This window comes from Pseudarthrobacter sp. SORGH_AS 212, assembly GCF_030818145.1.
Classification (GTDB): domain Bacteria; phylum Actinomycetota; class Actinomycetes; order Actinomycetales; family Micrococcaceae; genus Arthrobacter.
The window spans coordinates 466,337-484,344 of sequence record NZ_JAUTAA010000001.1 but is presented as its reverse complement, the minus strand read 5'-3'; the positions used below and the strand labels follow the sequence as shown (position 1 = coordinate 484,344).

The window sequence follows — 18,008 nt, the reverse complement described above, 5'->3', positions numbered from 1 at the left end:
GTAGTACTATTGACGGAGCAGTTTGCTGCGCCCTCAACGCGTCCCGCCCCGGCAGTCCACCTTTTTGGTGATGCTGCCTGTCCGGGCCGCGTCGGCACAACTCATTCAGGAGTGTGGGGGAGCAGCGGGCTGACTACGCGCATCCAGCCCTCCAAAGGCACGGCCCCGGCCGCACCATCGGAGGATCGCGCCTCCTGCGGTCCGTCCAACAGTACGGATGGGAAGCGCGGTGGATGCCAGGAGCACGGCCCAACCCGGGCCACGCTAATCAACCGTCAACAATTGGCAGGGTAAGAAGCCTCGCGGCTATCTCATGAATGACCTGCCGGAAGGAGCGTCGGCATGCCCGTCGTAACTATGCGCCAGCTGCTTGACAGCGGCGTCCACTTTGGACACCAGACCCGCCGTTGGAACCCGAAGATGAAGCGCTTCATCTTCACCGAGCGCAACGGCATCTACATCATTGACCTTCAGCAGTCGCTGTCCTACATCGACCGCGCCTACGAGTTCGTGAAGGCCACCGTTGCCCACGGCGGCACCGTACTCTTCGTCGGCACCAAGAAACAGGCCCAGGAAGCAATCGCCGAGCAGGCCACCCGCGTTGGCCAGCCCTACGTGAACCAGCGCTGGCTCGGCGGCATGCTGACCAACTTCCAGACGGTCGCCAAGCGTATCCAGCGTATGAAGGAACTCGAAGAGATCGACTTCGACGACGTCGCCGGTTCCGCTTACACCAAGAAGGAACTGCTGCTCCTCAAGCGCGAGCTCACCAAGCTCGAGTCCAACCTGGGCGGTATCCGCAACCTGACCAAGGCACCTTCCGTGCTCTGGATCGTGGACACCAAGAAGGAACACCTCGCCGTTGACGAGGCCAAGAAGCTGAACATCCCGGTTGTGGCCATCTTGGACACCAACTGCGATCCCGACGAAGTCGACTTCCCGATCCCGGGCAACGACGACGCCATCCGCTCCGTGAACCTCCTGACCCGCGTTGTTGCCGACGCCGTCGCTGAGGGCCTGATCGCCCGCAACAACCGCGGCTCGGGCACCACCGAAGCTCCCGAAGAGCCGCTGGCTGAGTGGGAGCGCGAGCTCCTCGAAGGCAGCAAGGCCGAGGAAGCCGCTGCTGCTGCTCCGGCAGAAAACGCTGACGCCCCGGCCGCTGCCGAAGCTCCGGCCGAGGCCGCTGACGCCCCGGCTGCTGCCGAGGCTCCCGCCGAAGACGCCAAGTAACACAGCTAAATCCGGATTCTCCGTGCTGTCCGCAGCCGGAGCTGCTGACAGGATGGCCGCCCGCACCGCGGGCAGCCATCCTGTCAGTCCGTACACCACAACAAATTTCGGTAGACAGAGGGGTTCACATGGCGAACTACACTGCCGCTGACATCAAGGCCCTGCGCGAGCGCACCGGCGCCGGCATGATGGACGTCAAGAAGGCTCTTGACGAAGCCAACGGTGACGCCGAAAAGGCCATCGAAATCATCCGCATCAAGGGCCTCAAGGGCGCCACCAAGCGCGAAGGCCGCTCCACCGCCGAAGGCCTCGTTGCCGCCAAGGTCAGCAACGGCGTCGGCGTCATGATCGAGGTCAACTGCGAGACCGACTTCGTTGCCAAGGCTGACAAGTTCATCCAGCTGGCCGACAAGGTCCTGGCCGTCGCCGTCGAGTCCGGTGCTGCCGACCTCGAAACCCTCCTCGCCACCGATGTGGACGGCAAGCCGCTGTCCGAGGTCGTCATCGAAGAAGGCGCTGTCCTGGGCGAAAAGGTCGTCGTCCGCCGCATTTCCCGCATCGAGGGTGCAACGGTTGATGCCTACCTGCACAAGACCTCGAAGGACCTCCCGGCCCAGGTCGGCGTCCTGTTCGCTGTCGACGGTGAAAGCGAAGCCGCTGCCACCGCCGCGCACGACGTCGCCGTCCACATCGCCGCCATGGCCCCGAACTACCTGACCCGCGAAGACGTTCCGTCCGACCTGGTCGAGTCCGAGCGCCGCATCGCCGAAGAGACCGCAAAGGCCGAGGGCAAGCCCGAGGCCGCCCTCACCAAGATCGTGGAAGGCCGCGTTACGGGCTTCTACAAGGGTGAGGTACTGGTTGACCAGGCCTTCGCCAAGGACGCCAAGAAGTCCGTGGCACAGATCCTCGAAGAGGCCGGTGTCAAGGGAACCGCGTTCGCGCGTTTCCGCGTCGGCGCCTAGTCGAACACGTAAGGGGGTGGCCACTTCGGTGGCCGCCCCTTTTGCATGCGCACGGTTTGTGCCCAGAGTTGTGCGCCGGGCGCCGGGCACCGGGCATCACTGGTTCCGGCCACCGGTTCCGGCAGGATAACCTTTTTTCGAACGTCACCAACGGGAAGGCACCATGGAAGCCGTCAATACTGTAATGCAGCAAGAGAAGAGCCGACGGCGGGTCCTCCTGAAGCTCTCCGGCGAGGTCTTCGGCGGCGGGAAGCTGGGTGTCGATCCCGAGACCGTCCGCAACGTCGCCAAGCAGATTGCCGCGGCCGTCCCGGACGTTGAAGTGGCCATCGTGGTGGGCGGCGGAAACTTCTTCCGCGGCGCCGAACTGTCCCAGAGCGGGATGGACCGCTCGCGGGCGGACTACATGGGCATGCTCGGCACGGTCATGAACTGCCTCGCCCTGCAGGATTTCCTGGAGCAGGCGGGCGTGGAGACGCGCGTGCAGAGCGCCATCACCATGGGACAGGTGGCTGAGGCCTACATCCCGCGCCGCGCCATCCGCCACATGGAGAAGGGCCGCGTCGTCATCTTCGGTGCCGGTGCCGGCCTGCCGTACTTCTCCACGGACACCGTGGCCGCCCAGCGCGCCCTTGAAGTCCACGCGGATGTTGTCCTCATGGCCAAGAGCGGCGTTGACGCCGTCTACACCGCGGACCCCAAGAAGGATCCCACCGCCGAACGGCTGGAGACCCTGAGCTACGACGACGCCCTGCGGCGCGACATCCGTGTCATGGACCAGACCGCCATGACCATGTGCAAGGACAATGACCTGTCCATGGTGGTCTTCGGCATGGAAGGCGAAGGCAACGTCACCCGCGCCATCCGTGGAGAGAAGCTGGGCACCCTGGTCTCCGCCTAGCTCCGGCTAGGATGTTTTCAGGACAGTTCCGCTGCCGCTCCCGGGCGGTGGCGGAAGCAGCGACAGAGAACCACGTGTGCATGGAACCGGCCCCCCGGACCGCACCAGAACCCCAGGAGAGACCGTGATCGAAGAAACCTTGCTCGAAGCCGAAGAGAAGATGGACAAGGCCGTAGAGGTTGCCAAGGAAGACTTCGCTTCCATCCGCACCGGCCGCGCCAACCCCGGCCTGTACAACAGGGTCCTGGTGGACTACTACGGCTCACCCACGCCCCTGCAGCAGCTCGCCTCGTTCGCCATCCCGGACGCCCGCACCATCCTGATCACACCGTTCGATAAGACCGCCCTGCGGGACATCGAACGTGCCCTGAGCGATTCCGAGGTGGGGGCCAACCCGTCCAACGACGGCAACGTCATCCGGATCACCATCCCGGAACTGACCAAGGAACGCCGCAAGGAATACGTCAAGATCGTGAAGACCAAGGGCGAGGACGCCAAGGTGTCCATCCGCAATATCCGCCGCAAGGCAAAGGAAGCCCTGGACCGCCTGGTCAAGGACGGCGAAGCCGGCGAAGACGAGGGCACCCGGGCCGAAAAGGAGCTGGACGGCCTGACCAAGGCCCACGTGGACGGCATCGATGAGCTGCTCAAGCGCAAGGAAGCAGAGCTGCTCGAAGTCTGATGGGCCAGGCAGATCAGGCCCCCGCACCACGGGCGCGCACACGGGGGAAGCAGCCCAGGAGCAACCCAACGCCCAAGGCCGGCCGGAACCTTCCGGCGGCCGTTGTGGTGGGCCTGGCCATGCTGCTCGCCGTGCTTGGCGGGCTGCTGTTCCTTCCGCTGGGTTTCGTGGCGGTCACCACCACGTTCGCCATCTTCGGTGTCTGGGAGATTTACCGTGCCCTGGAGGCCAACGGCACCAGGATGCCCATCGTTCCGGTAATGACCGGCACGGTGGCCATGCCGTTCGTGGCGTACCTCGGGGGCGTCGAAAGCCTGCTCTTCGCGATGCTCCTCAGTTCGGTGGCTGTGCTGCTCTGGAGATCCATCGACACCGCCGCAGGCTCGGCCAACAGCATTTTTGCCGGGGTTTTCACCCTGGGCTGGGTGCCGTTCTTCATCAGCTTCGCCGCGTTGCCGCTGCACGCCGCCGGGGGTGCGACGCCACTGGGCCTCTGGCCGGGAGGTGCCGTCCCGGAAGGCGCCTGGCAGATCGCCGTCATGCTGCTGCTGGTGGTGTCCAATGACACGTTCGGCTACCTGGTGGGGGCATCGCTGGGCAAGCACCCCATGGCACCAAAGATCAGCCCCAAGAAATCTTGGGAAGGCTTTGCCGGCTCAGTGGCCGGCGCCGTCCTGATCGGCGTCCTGGCCTGCCTCTTCATCCTGGACAAGCCCTGGTGGGTGGGTGTGGTCCTCGCCGTCGGCACCGTGGCGGCCTCCACAGCCGGTGACCTTGCGGAGTCCATGGTGAAGCGCGAACTTGGCGTCAAGGACATGAGCAGCATCCTGCCAGGGCATGGAGGGGTCATGGACCGGCTGGACTCCATAGTGTTTGCGTCCCCGCTGGTCTACGTCCTGTACGGGTTTGTCACCGGAAGCTGGTAGGCCCGCCTAAGCACAGTCCTGACAGGGCAGCATCATCTTGGCACCAATAGACTGGTGCCACAGCGCTACGGCTGAAGAGCATTGAAGGAACCAACAGTGGCATTGGATATTCATCGGCAGATCCCTGCGTCATTTGAGCGTGTGCGGCGCAGTGAATACGGGTACAACGCCAAGCAGGTGGACCAGTTCCTCCAGCGGGCACGGGTGTCGCTGGAGTCACCACACGACGCCGAGCAGCCCATCAACAGCTCTGACGTCCGGGCTGTCTCCTTCGATCCGGTCAAGGGTGGCTATTCCGCCGCCGTGGTGGATGCGGCCTTGGACCGGTTGGAAGACGCTTTCGCCCGCAGGGAGCGCGATGAACTGATTGCGGCCAGCGGCGAGGAAGCCTGGCTGCGCGAAATCGGCAAGCTCTCGGGGATCCTCCGCGGACGCCTCCACCGCCCGGACGGGGAACGTTTCCGCCGGCCCGCCAAGAACAAGGCCCGCAGCTACAACACCGACGATGTGGACCGGCTCTGCCATGAACTCGTGGCGTACCTGGAACATGACAAGCCGCTCAGCGTGGACAGCGTCCGCCGCGCCGTTTTCCGCCCGGAGACCGGACGCGACGGCTACGAAGAAGCCCAGGTGGACGCCTTCCTGGACCGCGTCATTGAACTGATGGCTGCCATCGACTAAGGCCGTGCTGGGGATGCCTTAGCTTCGCCTGTACTTATTCCGCCTCTACTTGATCCGCCCCTGGCGTAGAAGGGGAGAGCGGCGTGAACCGGCTCCAGACGTCCCGGTAGCTCCGGTAGCCGTTCAATGCCGAGACGGCCAGGAACGACAGCCCGCATGCACCGCCCACCAGGAGCGCCGCAACCGTTCCGGCACCCAGCAGGGTCAGAAGCAGCCCCGCCAGGATGGCAATCAGGGCGCCGTTCGCCGTCGACATGAAAATCATGCTGCTGCCGGCCACATGGCGGAAGTTGCCGCGGTTGCCGAAGAAGTAGTAGGTCTGGACGGAACCCGCCTCGTCATCGTGATGGGCCGCCATCAGGTATGGGGCGATGCCCGGATCCAGGTCCACGTAGGCTGCCCGCAACCGGTTCATGGCCGTGACGTACATCAGGTCCTCGTGGGCAATGTTCATGACCCGCAGCTGGGTCAGCAGCCCCATGGCCACGTCGATGAACAGCACCACCACGGCCAGCAGGACAAACGAATCCGAGAATCGGGTGGCCTGCCCCACCAGCGCTACGCTCACCAGGCCCGCCGAGGTGAAGGTCAGAAACATGCTGATCCTTGTCAGCACCTCACCCTGGGCCGTGCTCCGGGAAGCCAGCAGGCCCCAGTGCTCCGTGGCGAGCAGCTGCGCCCGCACGGAGGGCGGAACCGGCTCCGCTGCCGGGTTTTCGTCCCGGGTGGACATGGCGTAATTGTCCACCCAATCAGCGTCCGGTTGCCAGCGGCCTTTCCGGGGTGTGCAGCCGCGTCATGACGCGGACCAGCGTTTTTGGTACCCGGCCTGCCGTGGCCCGGGACACCAGCACCATGACGGCGAAGGCCGTGGGAACGGACCAGGCCGCGGGCTGGGCGAGCCACGCGGGTGTGCTCGCAGCCCCTGCCAGCGAGCCGGCGATCATGGCACCGCCGCACAGTACCCCGCCGGTCACCATGCCGGCGATGGCTCCGGTGTCGGTAAGTCCCCGCCACCAGATGCCCAGCAGGAGGACGGGGCAGACGGTGGAGGCGGTGAAGGCGAACACCAGTCCCACGCTGCCGGCCAACGCCAGGGAGCCCGTCATCAGGGCGAACCCCAGCGGCACGACGGCGGAGACCACCGCTGCGAGGCGGAAGCCCCCCACGCCGGCGCCCAGGACGTCCTGACTGATGACGCCGGCCAGGGACACCACCAGCCCGGACGTGGTGGACAGGAACGCGGCGAACGCGCCGGCCACCACCAGCGCCGAGAGCAGGTCCCCGGCGGGGCCGCCGATGAGTTCACGGGGCAGCAGCAGGACCATGGCGTCGGGCTGGCCCGAGCGGGCAAGGTCCGGCGCGAACATGCGGCCCACCAGGCCGTAGGCGGTGGGGAACAGGTAGAACACGGACAGCAGCCCCAGCACGATCAGCGTGGTCCGCCGCGCGGACTGTCCGTCCGGGTTGGTGTAGAACCTGACCAGGACGTGCGGCAGGCCAAGGGTCCCGAACAGCAGTGCCACGAGCAGCGAAACGTTGGTGTACCACCCCGCGGGGGCAAGGCCGGTGGGGTTTTCGGCCGGCGCGGCCAGGGCCGGCGTCCCGCTGCCGGCAAGCATGAAGACGATGAAGAGGATGGGTACCGCCAGGGCGGTCAGCTTCAGCCAGTACTGGAACGCCTGGACGAACGTGATGGACCGCATGCCGCCCGCCACCACTGTCAGACAGACAACAACCACAACGGCCACCGACCCCACCCAGGACGGCAGCCCGGTGGTGATCCGGATGGTCAGGGCTGCCCCGTGGAGCTGCGGAACGATGTACAGCCAGCCCACCAGCACCACCACCAGGCTGGTGACCTTGCGGACCGCCCGGGAGTCCAGCCTGGCTTCGGTGAAGTCCGGTATGGTGTACGCCCCGGAACGCCGAAGGGGCGCAGCGACGAAGAGCAGCAGCATCAGGTACCCGGCCGTATAACCCACAGGGAACCACAGGGCGTCCGTTCCTGAGAGCAGCAGCAGGCCGGCGACGCCCAGGAAGCTGGCGGCTGAAAGGTATTCGCCGCCGATCGCGGAGGCATTCCACCATGGCCGCACGGTCCGGGACGCCACGAAGAAATCGCCGGTGGTCCGGGAGATACGCAGGCCGTAGAACCCGATGACCGCGGTGGCCACGGACACCACGGCGAGGGCCGCGGCTGCAACACCCGGGTTCACGCCAGGCTCCGGTTCACCGTGTACCCGCGGCGATCATGGGTCACCGGCCAGGTCCCGGTAGCGGGCCTCGTTGCGGGCAGCCGTCCTGGTGTACAGCCAGGCGCTGAGGCCGATCACCGGGTAGATGCCCACGCCCAGCAGGATCCAGTCGAACGGGATACCGGCAATCGTCGTCCCGGCCAGGCCGGGGACGGCGGCCAGCAGGAGGGGAAAAGCGCCGAGGATGACCAGGAACCCGCCGGCCACCACCAGGGCCAGGCGCAGTTGCGACCTGATGAGGGACCGCACGAATACCTGGCCCACATCGGATTCCTGCGCCGCTTCCCGGGATTCCGTGACCGGATGCGCGGCCGTGGCGGGGGCCGTCACCCGTACCCTGGTCATGCGTTCGGCCTGATCCGGTTTGCCTGCAGCCGCTCCCGCACGGTGGGCAGGTGCCGGCGGCTGATGGGCAGCCCGGCGCCCGCCACGGTGACCCGCGGGCCGTCTGCCGCAAGCTTCATGGAGGAGATGTGCTTCAGGGCCACCAGGTATGAGCGGTGCGTCCTAATGAACCCGGCATCGGCCCACTGCTGTTCCAGATCCGCCAGCGGAACCCTGATCAGGTAGCTGGCGTCGGCGGTGTGGAGCCGCGCGTAGTCTCCCTGCGCCTGGACGTACGTGACGTCGTCGCGCCTGATCATCCTGGTGGTACCGCCCTGGTCCACGGTGATCATCTCCGGCGTGCCGCCGCCGTCGCGCAGTTCGCTGATCCGGCCCACGGAGCGTGCCAGCCGCTCGGCCCGGATGGGTTTGAGGAGGTAGTCGACGGCGGCCAGTTCAAAGGCCGCCAGGGCGTGGTCCTCGTCAGCGGTCACGAAGACCACCGCAGGCGGATGGCTGCCGGCGGCAATGGCTCGGGCGATTTCCAGCCCCGAGACGGCAGGCATGTGGATGTCGAGGAAGACCGCGTCCACCTGTGCGGACGCGAGGGCGCGGAGGGCTTCGCTGCCGGAGGTCGCCCGCAGGACCTTGCCGATCCGCTCGTCCCGGCCCAGCAGGAAGGCGAGTTCTTCCACGGCCGGCAGCTCATCATCAACGACGAGGACGTTAATCATGCTCCAAGGGTAGCTTTCCGCGGGCACGCAGCAGGCCAGCGCCGGGAATCAGGCATCATGGCCGGGCTGCGATTTGGGCACCTTCATGGTGATGAGGGTCCCTTCGCCCGGTGCGGTTTCGATGACCAGCCCGTGGACGTCGCCGTACACCTGCCGGAGGCGGGCATCGACGTTCCGCAGGCCCACGTGCTCGCCGTCGATATGTCCCGCGAGCATCGACTGCAGCTGCTCCGGGTCCATCCCCACGCCGTCGTCCTCGATGGTCACCTGCGCGTAGGCGCCGGCGTCGTCGGCCGTGATGGTGATGTGCCCTGGCCCCTCCTTCGCTTCGAGGCCGTGCCGGACGGCGTTCTCCACCAGCGGCTGCAGGCTGAGGAACGGGATGACGGTACTCAGGACCTCCGGCGCGACCCGGAGGCTGACCTGCACGCGCTCGCCGAAGCGGGCCCGCTCCAGCAGCAGGTACCGGTCGATACAGCGCAGTTCCTCGGCCAGGGTGGTGAAGTCGCCGTGCCGGCGGAAGGAATAGCGGGTGAAGTCGGCAAACTCCACCACCAGTTCGCGTGCCCGGGCAGGATCGGTGTTGATGAAGGACGCGATGGCGTTGAGCGAGTTGTAAATAAAATGCGGGCTGATCTGGGCGCGCAGTGCCCGCACTTCGGCTTCCATCAGCTGGGTCCGCGAGGCATCCAGCTCGGCCAACTCCACCTGCACTGCCACCCAGTCCGCCACCTCGCCGGCGGCCCGCACCAAGCCGGACCCTGCCAACGGAGCGAAGGCGGCGACGGCGCCCACCACGCGTGAGCCGGCCCGCACGGGTGCTATGACAGCCGCCAGGGCGCCGCCGGTCCCGTCCGGTCCCGGCGACAGTACGGCCGTCCGCCCGCCGGCCAGGACCTCAGCGGCCAGTTCCATCAGCCGCGGCTTCAGGTCCTCCGCCGCCCCGTCCCAGGCGAGCACACCCGAGGTATCCGTGATGGCCAGCGCGTCACAGCCAAGCAGCGTGCGCAGGTGGCGGCTTGCCTTCGAAGCGCCGGCGGGGTTGAGGCCGCGGCGCAGGTGCTGGCCCGCCTGCGAGGCCGCGTGCAGGGTGTGGTAGGTGGCGCGTTCGGCGTCCGTGCCCAGGTCGCGGAAGGATCGGAGCACCTTCAGTCCCACGCCGACGACGACGGCGATGGCCATGGCGATCACGGCCACGGCCGCGGCGGTCAGGAGGGGGGAGTCCGGCATGGGCCCAGCGTAGCTGCGGGTGCCGTTTGTCGCAGCATCCCGACCGTTGAGCGACCACAGCTGCGGTGGGGCTGGAAGTGGCTGCCGCGACGCAGCAGAGTGATTGCTGTCACACCAGCGGCGTTTCCTTATCCGGGCCTGCCGTCCAGTGTGTACCGGCATGTCTCAATGAGGAGGAACCATGGGTAACGATGCCCAAAGTCCGGACGCTGCGGCGTCCGTCGACTTTGAACAGGTCCAGTCGACCGAGCAGTTCCAGGAACTGCGCAAGCGCCACCGCAGCTTTGTTTTCCCCATGGCAGTGGCCTTCCTGCTGTGGTACTTCGCCTACGTCCTGCTCGCGGACTACGCGGTGGAATTCATGTCCACCAAAGTCTGGGGAAACATCAACATCGGCCTGATCCTGGGCCTGCTCCAGTTTGTCTCCACCTTCGCGATCACCGGATGGTATGTCAGTTATTCCAACAGGAAGCTGGACCCCATCGCCTCTGAGATCCGGAACGAGATCGAGGGCCACGAATTCGACAAGCACGGCAACCGGGTGGGTGGAGCCAACAAATGATTACTATCGCAACCGCAGTGGACGTGGCCGCGCTCAAGGACACCACCCTGCTGAACATGGGCATCTTCGGCCTGTTCGTGGCCGTCACCATGGTGATCGTGTTCCGCGCCAGCCGGAACAACAAGACTGCCGCCGACTACTACGCAGCCGGGCGCTCCTTTACGGGATCGCAGAACGGCACCGCCATCGCCGGTGACTACCTTTCCGCAGCCTCGTTCCTGGGCATTACCGGCGCCATCGCCATCAACGGGTATGACGGCTTCATGTACTCCATCGGGTTCCTGGTGGCCTGGCTGGTGGCGCTGCTCCTGGTGGCTGAACTGCTCCGCAACACCGGCAAGTTCACCATGGCCGATGTGCTGTCCTTCCGGCTCAGGCAGCGGCCCGTCCGCATTGCAGCCGCCATCTCCACCCTGGCGGTGTGCTTCTTCTACCTCCTGGCCCAGATGGCCGGTGCAGGCAGCCTGATCTCCCTGCTGCTGGGCATCAGTGACTGGGGCGGACAGGCCCTGGTCATCATCGTGGTCGGCGCCCTCATGATCATGTACGTCCTGATTGGCGGCATGAAGGGGACCACGTGGGTCCAGATCATCAAAGCCATCCTGCTGATCGCCGGTGCCGCCGTCATGACCATGTGGGTCCTGGCCATCTACGGGTTCAACCTTTCGGCCCTGCTGGGCGGTGCCGTGGAAACGGCCAACAACCCCGCGGTCCTCAACCCGGGCCTGCAGTACGGCAAGAGCGAAACCTCCAAGCTGGACTTCATGTCACTTGGCCTCGCCCTGGTGCTGGGAACGGCGGCCCTGCCGCACGTCCTGATGCGCTTCTACACGGTCCCCACCGCCAAGGAAGCCCGCAAGTCGGTGGTCTGGTCCATTTGGCTGATCGGCCTGTTCTACCTGTTCACCCTGGTCCTCGGCTACGGTGCTGCCGCGCTGGTGGGTGCCGACACCATCAAGTCCGCTCCCGGCGGCGTGAACGCGGCGGCTCCGCTGCTGGCCTTCCACCTCGGCGGCCCGCTGCTGCTGGGCTTCATCTCCGCCGTCGCCTTCGCCACCATCCTGGCAGTGGTGGCGGGCCTGACGATCACCGCCGCCGCCTCGTTCGCCCATGACATTTACGCCAACGTGATCGCCAAGGGCAAAGCGGACGCCGCAACGGAAGTCCGGGTGGCCCGCCGCACGGTGGTGGTGATCGGCATCCTCGCCATCCTGGGCGGCATCCTGGCCAACGGCCAGAACGTGGCGTTCCTCGTGGCACTGGCCTTCGCCGTGGCTGCCTCGGCCAACCTGCCCACCATCATCTACTCACTGTTCTGGCGGCGGTTCACCACCCAGGGCGCCGTGTGGAGCATGTACGGCGGACTCGGTGCAGCCATCATCCTGATCATCTTCTCGCCGGTAGTGTCCGGCGGGGCCACCTCGATGATCAAGGACGCGCACTTCGCCATCTTCCCGCTCAGCAACCCCGGCATCGTTTCCATCCCGCTGGCGTTCTTCCTGGGCTGGCTCGGTACGGTGCTCGACAAGAACCGGGAGGATCCGGCCAAGCAGGCCGAAATGGAGGTCCGGTCCCTCACCGGTGTTGGTGCCGAGAAGGCAGTAGACCACTAACGCCTTACCCGGCAACGGGCAATAAAAGGCCCCCTCCAACGTGGACAGTCCACGGGGGAGGGGGCCTTTGGGTTGTGTTGCTAGGCAGCGGGGCGCAGCTTGATGTTCGTCATCTTCAGCTCGTCCGTGCCCTCGAACCGGTAGGCCAGGTCAACCTTCTTGCCCTCGCAGGTGATGACTCCGCCCACGTCCGCCGACTTAACGCCGTTCTCGGTGGCAACCTGCATGCTGTTGTAGGCGGGCGTGCAGGTCCCGTCCATTTTCAGGCTGTCGACGCCGGAGATGAAGGCTTCCTTGGACAGCTGCTCCTTCAGTGCCGGGTCCAGGTAGTCGTCGTACGCTTTGGAGCTGTCGCCGGCAATGACGAGCTTGGTGAAACCGTCAGCCAGGTCTTTGGCGTGGTTGGTGGCACTGCCGGCCACGTTCACCAGGATGACGATGCCCACCACCACGAGCAGCAGCACTCCGCCGATGGCCGTCAGGATGATCCACAGCCTGGGCCGCTTCCTCGCCGGCGGCTCTCCGCCCGGGAGGCCGAACGGACCTGCGCCCCGGTACTGCTCCGGTTGCTGCTGGCTGTACGGGTTGGCCGTGTTTCCGGGGTTTGGGGTGACCGGATACGGGCTGCCCTGGTGCGGCTGGCCGTAAGGGGGATTCGGAGTGCCGGGGTATCCGGCGGGGGGCTGCTGCGGCGGCTGTGGCAGCTGCCCGGAGCCGGGGTGTCCGGGCTGGTACGGTTCCTGGGGATTGCTCAAAGTGGAGCCTTTCCGGATGTGGTGCCTGGCACCGCCTGGTGTGGGCCTGTTCGGGCTCCGCACGGATAACTGCCTCAAGCCTATAACCCGTGCTGCAGCCGTCGGACTTCGCCTCCGGCCGCTCCGGCCATATAACGGGTCAGCCGGGCTGCGGACCCCGCTCCAGCAGCGGCTGCACGCGGAACGGGATGAGCTCGCCCATGGCCAGCGCCGTGTCCGCCCGTTCCACGCCGTCGCACGCGAGGATCTTGCCGTTAATGCGGAAAAGGTCCTCGGCATCCTGGGCCACTACGCGCAGCAGGAGGTCTGCGGATCCGGTCAGGCCGTAGCCTTCGAGGATCTCCGGGATGGCCGCCAAATCCTGTGCCAGCCGGGTGAGCTTCTGCTGCTGGACGTGCACGGAAATGAAGGCCATCAGCGGGTAGCCCAGGGCGGCAGGGTTGATCCTGCGTTCGAAGGACAGGAAGACGTGCTTTTTCTCGAGCTGGGCCATCCGCGCCTGGACAGTGTTCCTGGACAGTCCCAGTTTCTGGGCGAGCGCCACCACGGTCCTCCTGGGATCCTGGGCCAGTGCCGAAAGCAGGCGGGTATCAGTGCCATCCAGAGCTTGCATAATGCGCAACGGTAGCACGGTGCAGACGGCAGCCACAGGGCATTCTGCTCAGTAAATGCCCCGGTGGTTGTACCCCCTGTGCATTGTGAGTAGGGTCACAGTATCCGGGCGAAGGGGCCCGGAAGGCCGCGGTTTGCGGGACCACAAGTCCCAGCTCCGCAGGTCACCGACGACAGAAGTTGCGGGGCTATCGTGTCTACAGACGAAACGGGCCAGGGCGGCGCACAAGCCCATGAGGGCGCCGGGGAATTCCAGGAGCCGGGGTTATCCGGCGTTCCGGTACAAAAGCTGGTCCAGCTGATCACTCCGGCGGGGGAGCGGGTGAGCCACCCCGAGTTCGATCTCTGGGTTCAGGACATCACGGACGAACAGCTCTGCTCGCTGTTCGAGGACATGACCGTCATCAGGCGCATCGACGTCGAGGCGACGGCCCTCCAGCGCCAGGGCGAACTTGCCCTGTGGCCCCCGCTGCTGGGGCAGGAAGCGGCACAGATAGGCTCCGGCAGGTCCCTGCGCGGCGACGACTTCGTCTTCTCCAGCTACCGTGAGAACGGTGTGGCGTACTGCCGCGGCGTGGACCTCACAGACCTCCTGCGGGTCTGGCGCGGCAACGCGTCCGGCGGCTGGGATCCGTACGCCATCAACATGGCAACGCCGCAGATCATCATCGGCGCCCAGACCCTGCACGCCACCGGCTACGCCATGGGCATCCAGAACGACGGCGCAGATTCCGTGGCCGTCACCTACTTCGGTGACGGGGCAACGAGCGAGGGCGACGTCAATGAAGCCATGGTCTTCGCTGCCAGCTTCCAGGCGCCAGTGGTGTTCTTTTGCACCAACAACCACTGGGCCATCTCGGAACCGGTCCGGCTCCAGTCGCACATCCAGCTCGCGGACCGTGCGGCCGGCTTCGGGATCCCCAGCCTGCGGGTGGACGGCAACGACGTGCTGGCCGTCATGGCAGCCACGCGCGTTGCCCTCGACCGGGCGCGGCGCGGCGGCGGCCCCACGTTCATCGAAGCCGTCACCTACCGGATGGGGCCGCATACCACCGCCGATGACCCCACCCGCTACCGTGACGCCAACGAACTCGAGGACTGGGCCGCGAAGGACCCGATCAGCCGGGTCGCGGCGCTGCTGGAACGCAAGGGGCTGCTGACCGGCGAACTGCAGGACCACGTCAGGAACAGTGCGGACACTGTGGCCCGCGAGATGCGGAAAGGCTGCACCACCATGCCGGACCCGCAGCCCATGGACGTCTTCAAGCACGTGTACAGCGCGCCGAACTCGTGGCTGGACCGCCAGCAGGACCACTACGCCCGTTACCTGGCCTCCTTCGGCGATCCCGCAGGTGCCGTTTCAGAAGAAGGTGCACGCTGATGACTTCCATGACCTTTGCCCGTGCCATCAACGCGGGGCTGCGCAAATCCCTCGACCATGACCCGAAGGTGGTCCTCCTCGGTGAGGACATCGGCGCCCTCGGCGGCGTGTTCCGGGTGACCGACGGGCTGCAGAAAGACTTCGGCAAACACCGTGTGGTGGACACGCCGCTGGCCGAATCCGCCATCGTGGGTGCCGCCGTCGGCCTTGCCTACCGCGGCTACCGCCCCGTGGTGGAAATCCAGTTCGACGGCTTCATCTACCCCGCGTTCGACCAGATCGTCAGCCAGGTGGCCAAGCTGCATTACCGCACCCGCGGCGCAGTCAAAATGCCCATCACCATCCGGGTGCCGTTCGGCGGCGGCATCGGGTCGCCTGAGCACCACTCCGAGTCGCCGGAGGCCTACTTCACGCACACCTCAGGACTGCGGGTGGTCACCGTGTCTAACCCCCAGGACGCATATACGGTCATCCAGCAGGCCATCGCCAGTGACGACCCCGTCCTCTACTTCGAGCCCAAGCGGCGGTATCACGACAAGGGCGAAGTGGATGAGGCCGCCGGGCTGGATGCCGCAGATCCCATGGGGCAGGCGAGGGTCCTGACCGACGGGACCGACGTCACCCTGGTGGCCTACGGCCCGCTGGTGAAGACCGCCCTGGACGCCGCCTCGGCCGCCGCCGACGAAGGCATTTCCATCCAGGTCATCGACCTGCGCTCGCTGGCGCCGGTGGACTACGACACCGTGGTTGCCTCGGTACGGAAGACCGGCCGCCTGGTCATCACGCACGAGGCCGGGCAGTCCGGCGGGCTGGGGGCCGAGGTGGCAGCCAGCATCACCGAAAGGTGCTTCTACCACCTGGAAGCCGCACCCGTCAGGGTTACCGGGTTCGATATCCCCTACCCCTATTCGAAACTCGAGATGCACCACCTGCCGGGCCTTGACCGGATCCTCGATGGCGTGGACCGTGCCTTGGGTCGGCCGAATTCACTGAGCGGGCTGGAAGGATGAGCGTCACCATGATCAAGGAATTCCGGCTTCCCGACCTCGGGGAAGGGCTCACCGAGTCAGAGATCCTCAGCTGGAAAGTAGCCGTGGGGGACACCGTCAGCCTGAACCAGGTCATTGCCGAGGTGGAGACGGCCAAAGCGGTGGTGGAGCTGCCGTCACCCTTCGCCGGCGTCATCAGGGAACTGCATGAGCAGCCCGGCACGGTTGTTGAGGTGGGCAAGCCCATCGTCTCCTTCGAGGTAGCGGACGACGCCGGGACGGCACCGGCCGGGCATGGCGCACTTTCCCGCGGCGTTACGCCAGCCGGCCAGCGGGCGGCGGGGGAGGAACCGGCGGCGCCGAAACGGGAACCCAACCTCGTGGGGTACGGCGCCGTCGTCGAAAGCTCCGGCCGCCCAGCGCGCCGGCCGCGGAACCTCCCGCAGGTGGCGGTGCCTGCAAACGAGGCGCCTGTCCGCATTACGCCAGCCGAAACCCGGGCTGCTGACGCCACGGCGCCGGTGGTTGAGCCTGTCGAAACCAAAGTCATCGAAGCCAGGGCCGGTGTGCCTTCAGGTGACCGGCCGCGCTCCACGCCTCCGGTCCGCAAGCTGGCAAGGGACCACGGTGTTGACCTGGCGCTGGTGCCCGGCACCGGCCCGGCAGGCCTGATCACCCGCGAGGATGTGCAGGAGTTCCTGCGGCAGGGCAGCGCCGCCCAGGCCGCAGCACCCGCCGGCCAGGCACATGCCGGGGGCGAGGGGGAACGGGAAACCCGGACGCCCATCAAGGGGGTCCGCAAGCACACAGCGGCGGCGATGGTGTCCAGCGCCTTCACCGCTCCGCATGTCACCGAGTTCCTCACCGTGGACGTCACCCCCACCATGGAGCTGCTGGCGAAACTGCGGGGCAGCCGGGCGTTCGCCGGCCTCAAGCTGACTCCGCTGACGCTCGCGGCCAAGGCCGTGCTGATCGCCCTGCGCCGCAATCCGTCGCTGAACTCACGCTGGGACGAAGTGAGCCAGGAGATCGTTACCTTCAACTATGTGAACCTGGGCATCGCGGCGGCCACTCCGCGGGGGCTGACGGTGCCGAACATTAAGGATGCCCACTCTCTGACCCTGGAGCAGTTGGCGGAGGCGCTGGCGTTGCTGGCAGACACCGCACGGTCGGGGAAAACGCCGCCGGCAGACCTGTCCGGCGGGACTGTGTCCATCACCAACATCGGCGTTTTCGGCATCGACGCCGGCACTCCCATCCTCAACCCGGGCGAAGCCGCCATCCTGGCGCTGGGTGCCGTGCGGTCCATGCCGTGGGAGTACCGCGGCGAGGTGGCCTTGCGCCAGGTGATGACCCTGAGCCTGTCCTTCGACCACCGCCTGGTGGACGGTGAACAGGGCTCCCGGTTCCTGGCCGACGTCGGAGCAATCCTGGCCGAACCGGGAATGGTCCTGACGATGGTCTGACCCCGGCCGGACACCCGGACGTCAGCGCACTTGCGGGCTGTCCACCGTCAGGGCGGCGAGCGCCATCTCCTCGAGCAGCGGCCGGGCCGCGGCCGCCATCCGGCGGCCGTGGCTCCGGACCGAGTGCGGGGTGGAGTTGATCAGCCCGAAGGTGGCGTGGGCGCGGGTCCGGAGTTCGGCGGCGTCCGTGCCGGGGTGGAGCCTGGACAGGACATCCACCCACACCTCCACGTAGCTGCGCTGCAGTGCCCGCACGGCTGACTGGTCCTGTTCGGAGAGGTTGCTGAGGTCGCGGTCCTGCACGCGGATCACCTCGGGTTTGCCGAGGGCGAAGTCCACCTGGAACTCCACGAGGCGGCGCAGTGCCAATTTGGGATCGGAGTTCTCTGCCACCACCTTCCGCCCGCCGTCCAGAAGCTCCCGGCTGACGGTAGCCAGCAGGTCCGCCAGGACGGCCTGCTTGCCGGGAAAGTGCCGGTAGACGGCGGGTCCGCTGACTCCTGCCGCCGCTCCGAGGTCTTCGAGGGAAACACTTTTGAACCCGTTGACGGCGAACAGGGATGCGGCCGCGGCGAGCAGGGCCTGGCGGCGGTCTTCCTTGGCTTTGCTGCGTTGGGTTGCGCCGGCGGGCCGGGCGGCGGGGGCATCCGCCCCGGTGCTCTTGCCTTCATCGGTTGTGGGCACATTTCCTCCTCA

Annotated in this window: 19 protein-coding genes; 11 read left to right on the top strand and 8 right to left on the bottom strand. The window is 66.5% G+C overall.

Going from position 1 to position 18,008, the window contains the following annotated elements; translation table 11 throughout:
• Positions 1-342: 342 nt before the first annotated feature.
• The 6 genes from rpsB to QE394_RS02160 all read left to right on the top strand — a co-directional run bounded on the left by rpsB (position 343) and on the right by QE394_RS02160 (position 5,388).
• Complete coding sequence (gene rpsB, locus QE394_RS02185; RefSeq protein ID WP_261619607.1) at positions 343-1,233, top strand: 30S ribosomal protein S2; 891 nt, start codon at positions 343-345, stop codon at positions 1,231-1,233.
• Positions 1,234-1,361: 128 nt separating this feature from the next.
• Positions 1,362-2,198, top strand: a complete 837-nt coding sequence (tsf, locus tag QE394_RS02180; RefSeq protein WP_056083491.1) for a translation elongation factor Ts — start codon at positions 1,362-1,364, stop codon at positions 2,196-2,198.
• A 163-nt stretch (positions 2,199-2,361) separates the two neighbouring features.
• Positions 2,362-3,099: a UMP kinase gene (gene pyrH, locus QE394_RS02175; RefSeq protein WP_056083488.1), complete on the top strand. Its 738-nt coding sequence runs from the start codon at positions 2,362-2,364 to the stop codon at positions 3,097-3,099.
• A 124-nt stretch (positions 3,100-3,223) separates the two neighbouring features.
• Positions 3,224-3,781, top strand: a complete 558-nt coding sequence (frr, locus tag QE394_RS02170) for a ribosome recycling factor (protein WP_015936600.1) — start codon at positions 3,224-3,226, stop codon at positions 3,779-3,781.
• The gene (locus tag QE394_RS02165) at positions 3,781-4,707 is read left to right on the top strand and encodes a phosphatidate cytidylyltransferase (protein ID WP_268158373.1); all 927 of its coding nucleotides are present in this window, start codon (positions 3,781-3,783) and stop codon (positions 4,705-4,707) included. The genes frr and QE394_RS02165 overlap by 1 nt, the downstream gene beginning before the upstream one ends.
• A 96-nt stretch (positions 4,708-4,803) precedes the next feature.
• Entirely contained in the window at positions 4,804-5,388 is a 585-nt protein-coding gene (locus QE394_RS02160; protein WP_349033618.1) for a DivIVA domain-containing protein, read from the top strand.
• 34 nt (positions 5,389-5,422) lie between these two features.
• Here the strand turns inward: QE394_RS02160 and QE394_RS02155 are convergent, their stop codons facing one another.
• The 5 genes from QE394_RS02155 to QE394_RS02135 are packed head-to-tail and all read right to left on the bottom strand — an operon-like array spanning position 5,423 to position 9,934.
• Positions 5,423-6,121: a hypothetical protein gene (locus QE394_RS02155; RefSeq protein WP_261619608.1), complete on the bottom strand. Its 699-nt coding sequence runs from the start codon at positions 6,119-6,121 to the stop codon at positions 5,423-5,425.
• Between the two features lie 19 nt (positions 6,122-6,140).
• Positions 6,141-7,607 (bottom strand): cation acetate symporter, encoded by a 1,467-nt coding sequence (locus QE394_RS02150; RefSeq protein ID WP_268158371.1) that lies wholly within the window; start codon positions 7,605-7,607, stop codon positions 6,141-6,143.
• Positions 7,608-7,640: 33 nt separating this feature from the next.
• On the bottom strand, positions 7,641-7,991 hold the full coding sequence (locus tag QE394_RS02145; protein WP_349033617.1) for a hypothetical protein: 351 nt from the start codon (positions 7,989-7,991) through the stop codon (positions 7,641-7,643).
• Complete coding sequence (locus tag QE394_RS02140) at positions 7,988-8,704, bottom strand: LytTR family DNA-binding domain-containing protein (RefSeq protein WP_056083474.1); 717 nt, start codon at positions 8,702-8,704, stop codon at positions 7,988-7,990. The genes QE394_RS02145 and QE394_RS02140 overlap by 4 nt, the downstream gene beginning before the upstream one ends.
• A 48-nt stretch (positions 8,705-8,752) precedes the next feature.
• Complete coding sequence (locus tag QE394_RS02135) at positions 8,753-9,934, bottom strand: histidine kinase (RefSeq protein ID WP_261619609.1); 1,182 nt, start codon at positions 9,932-9,934, stop codon at positions 8,753-8,755.
• Positions 9,935-10,115: 181 nt separating this feature from the next.
• On the opposite strand from QE394_RS02135, the gene QE394_RS02130 reads away from it, so the two are divergent.
• Together QE394_RS02130 and QE394_RS02125 are read left to right on the top strand one after the other, a co-directional pair.
• Entirely contained in the window at positions 10,116-10,496 is a 381-nt protein-coding gene (locus tag QE394_RS02130) for a DUF485 domain-containing protein (RefSeq protein ID WP_045730980.1), read from the top strand.
• Complete coding sequence (locus tag QE394_RS02125) at positions 10,493-12,109, top strand: sodium/solute symporter (protein ID WP_056083468.1); 1,617 nt, start codon at positions 10,493-10,495, stop codon at positions 12,107-12,109. Before QE394_RS02130 ends, QE394_RS02125 begins: the two co-directional genes overlap by 4 nt.
• Positions 12,110-12,189: 80 nt before the next feature.
• Here the strand turns inward: QE394_RS02125 and QE394_RS02120 are convergent, their stop codons facing one another.
• Positions 12,190-12,864 carry a hypothetical protein gene (locus QE394_RS02120; RefSeq protein WP_268158367.1) on the bottom strand — a complete coding sequence of 225 codons (675 nt, stop codon included), beginning with the start codon at positions 12,862-12,864 and terminating at the stop codon, positions 12,190-12,192.
• 139 nt (positions 12,865-13,003) lie between these two features.
• Positions 13,004-13,477, bottom strand: coding sequence for an Lrp/AsnC family transcriptional regulator (locus tag QE394_RS02115; protein WP_268158365.1), 474 nt, complete (start codon positions 13,475-13,477; stop codon positions 13,004-13,006).
• A 192-nt stretch (positions 13,478-13,669) separates the two neighbouring features.
• Between QE394_RS02115 and pdhA the strand changes: the two genes are divergently transcribed.
• Genes pdhA through QE394_RS02100 form a run of 3 tightly spaced genes read left to right on the top strand, consistent with a single transcriptional unit; the run spans position 13,670 to position 17,312 of the window.
• Positions 13,670-14,857 carry a pyruvate dehydrogenase (acetyl-transferring) E1 component subunit alpha gene (gene pdhA, locus QE394_RS02110; RefSeq protein ID WP_261619611.1) on the top strand — a complete coding sequence of 396 codons (1,188 nt, stop codon included), beginning with the start codon at positions 13,670-13,672 and terminating at the stop codon, positions 14,855-14,857.
• A complete protein-coding gene (locus QE394_RS02105; protein WP_056083458.1) occupies positions 14,857-15,867 on the top strand; it encodes an alpha-ketoacid dehydrogenase subunit beta in 1,011 nt (336 codons plus the stop codon). The genes pdhA and QE394_RS02105 overlap by 1 nt, the downstream gene beginning before the upstream one ends.
• A gap of 8 nt (positions 15,868-15,875) precedes the next feature.
• On the top strand, positions 15,876-17,312 hold the full coding sequence (locus tag QE394_RS02100) for a dihydrolipoamide acetyltransferase family protein (protein ID WP_082497468.1): 1,437 nt from the start codon (positions 15,876-15,878) through the stop codon (positions 17,310-17,312).
• 21 nt (positions 17,313-17,333) lie between these two features.
• Here QE394_RS02100 and QE394_RS02095 read toward each other — a convergent pair whose 3' ends face one another.
• The gene (locus QE394_RS02095; RefSeq protein WP_056083452.1) at positions 17,334-17,996 is read right to left on the bottom strand and encodes a TetR/AcrR family transcriptional regulator; all 663 of its coding nucleotides are present in this window, start codon (positions 17,994-17,996) and stop codon (positions 17,334-17,336) included.
• Positions 17,997-18,008: the final 12 nt, after the last annotated feature.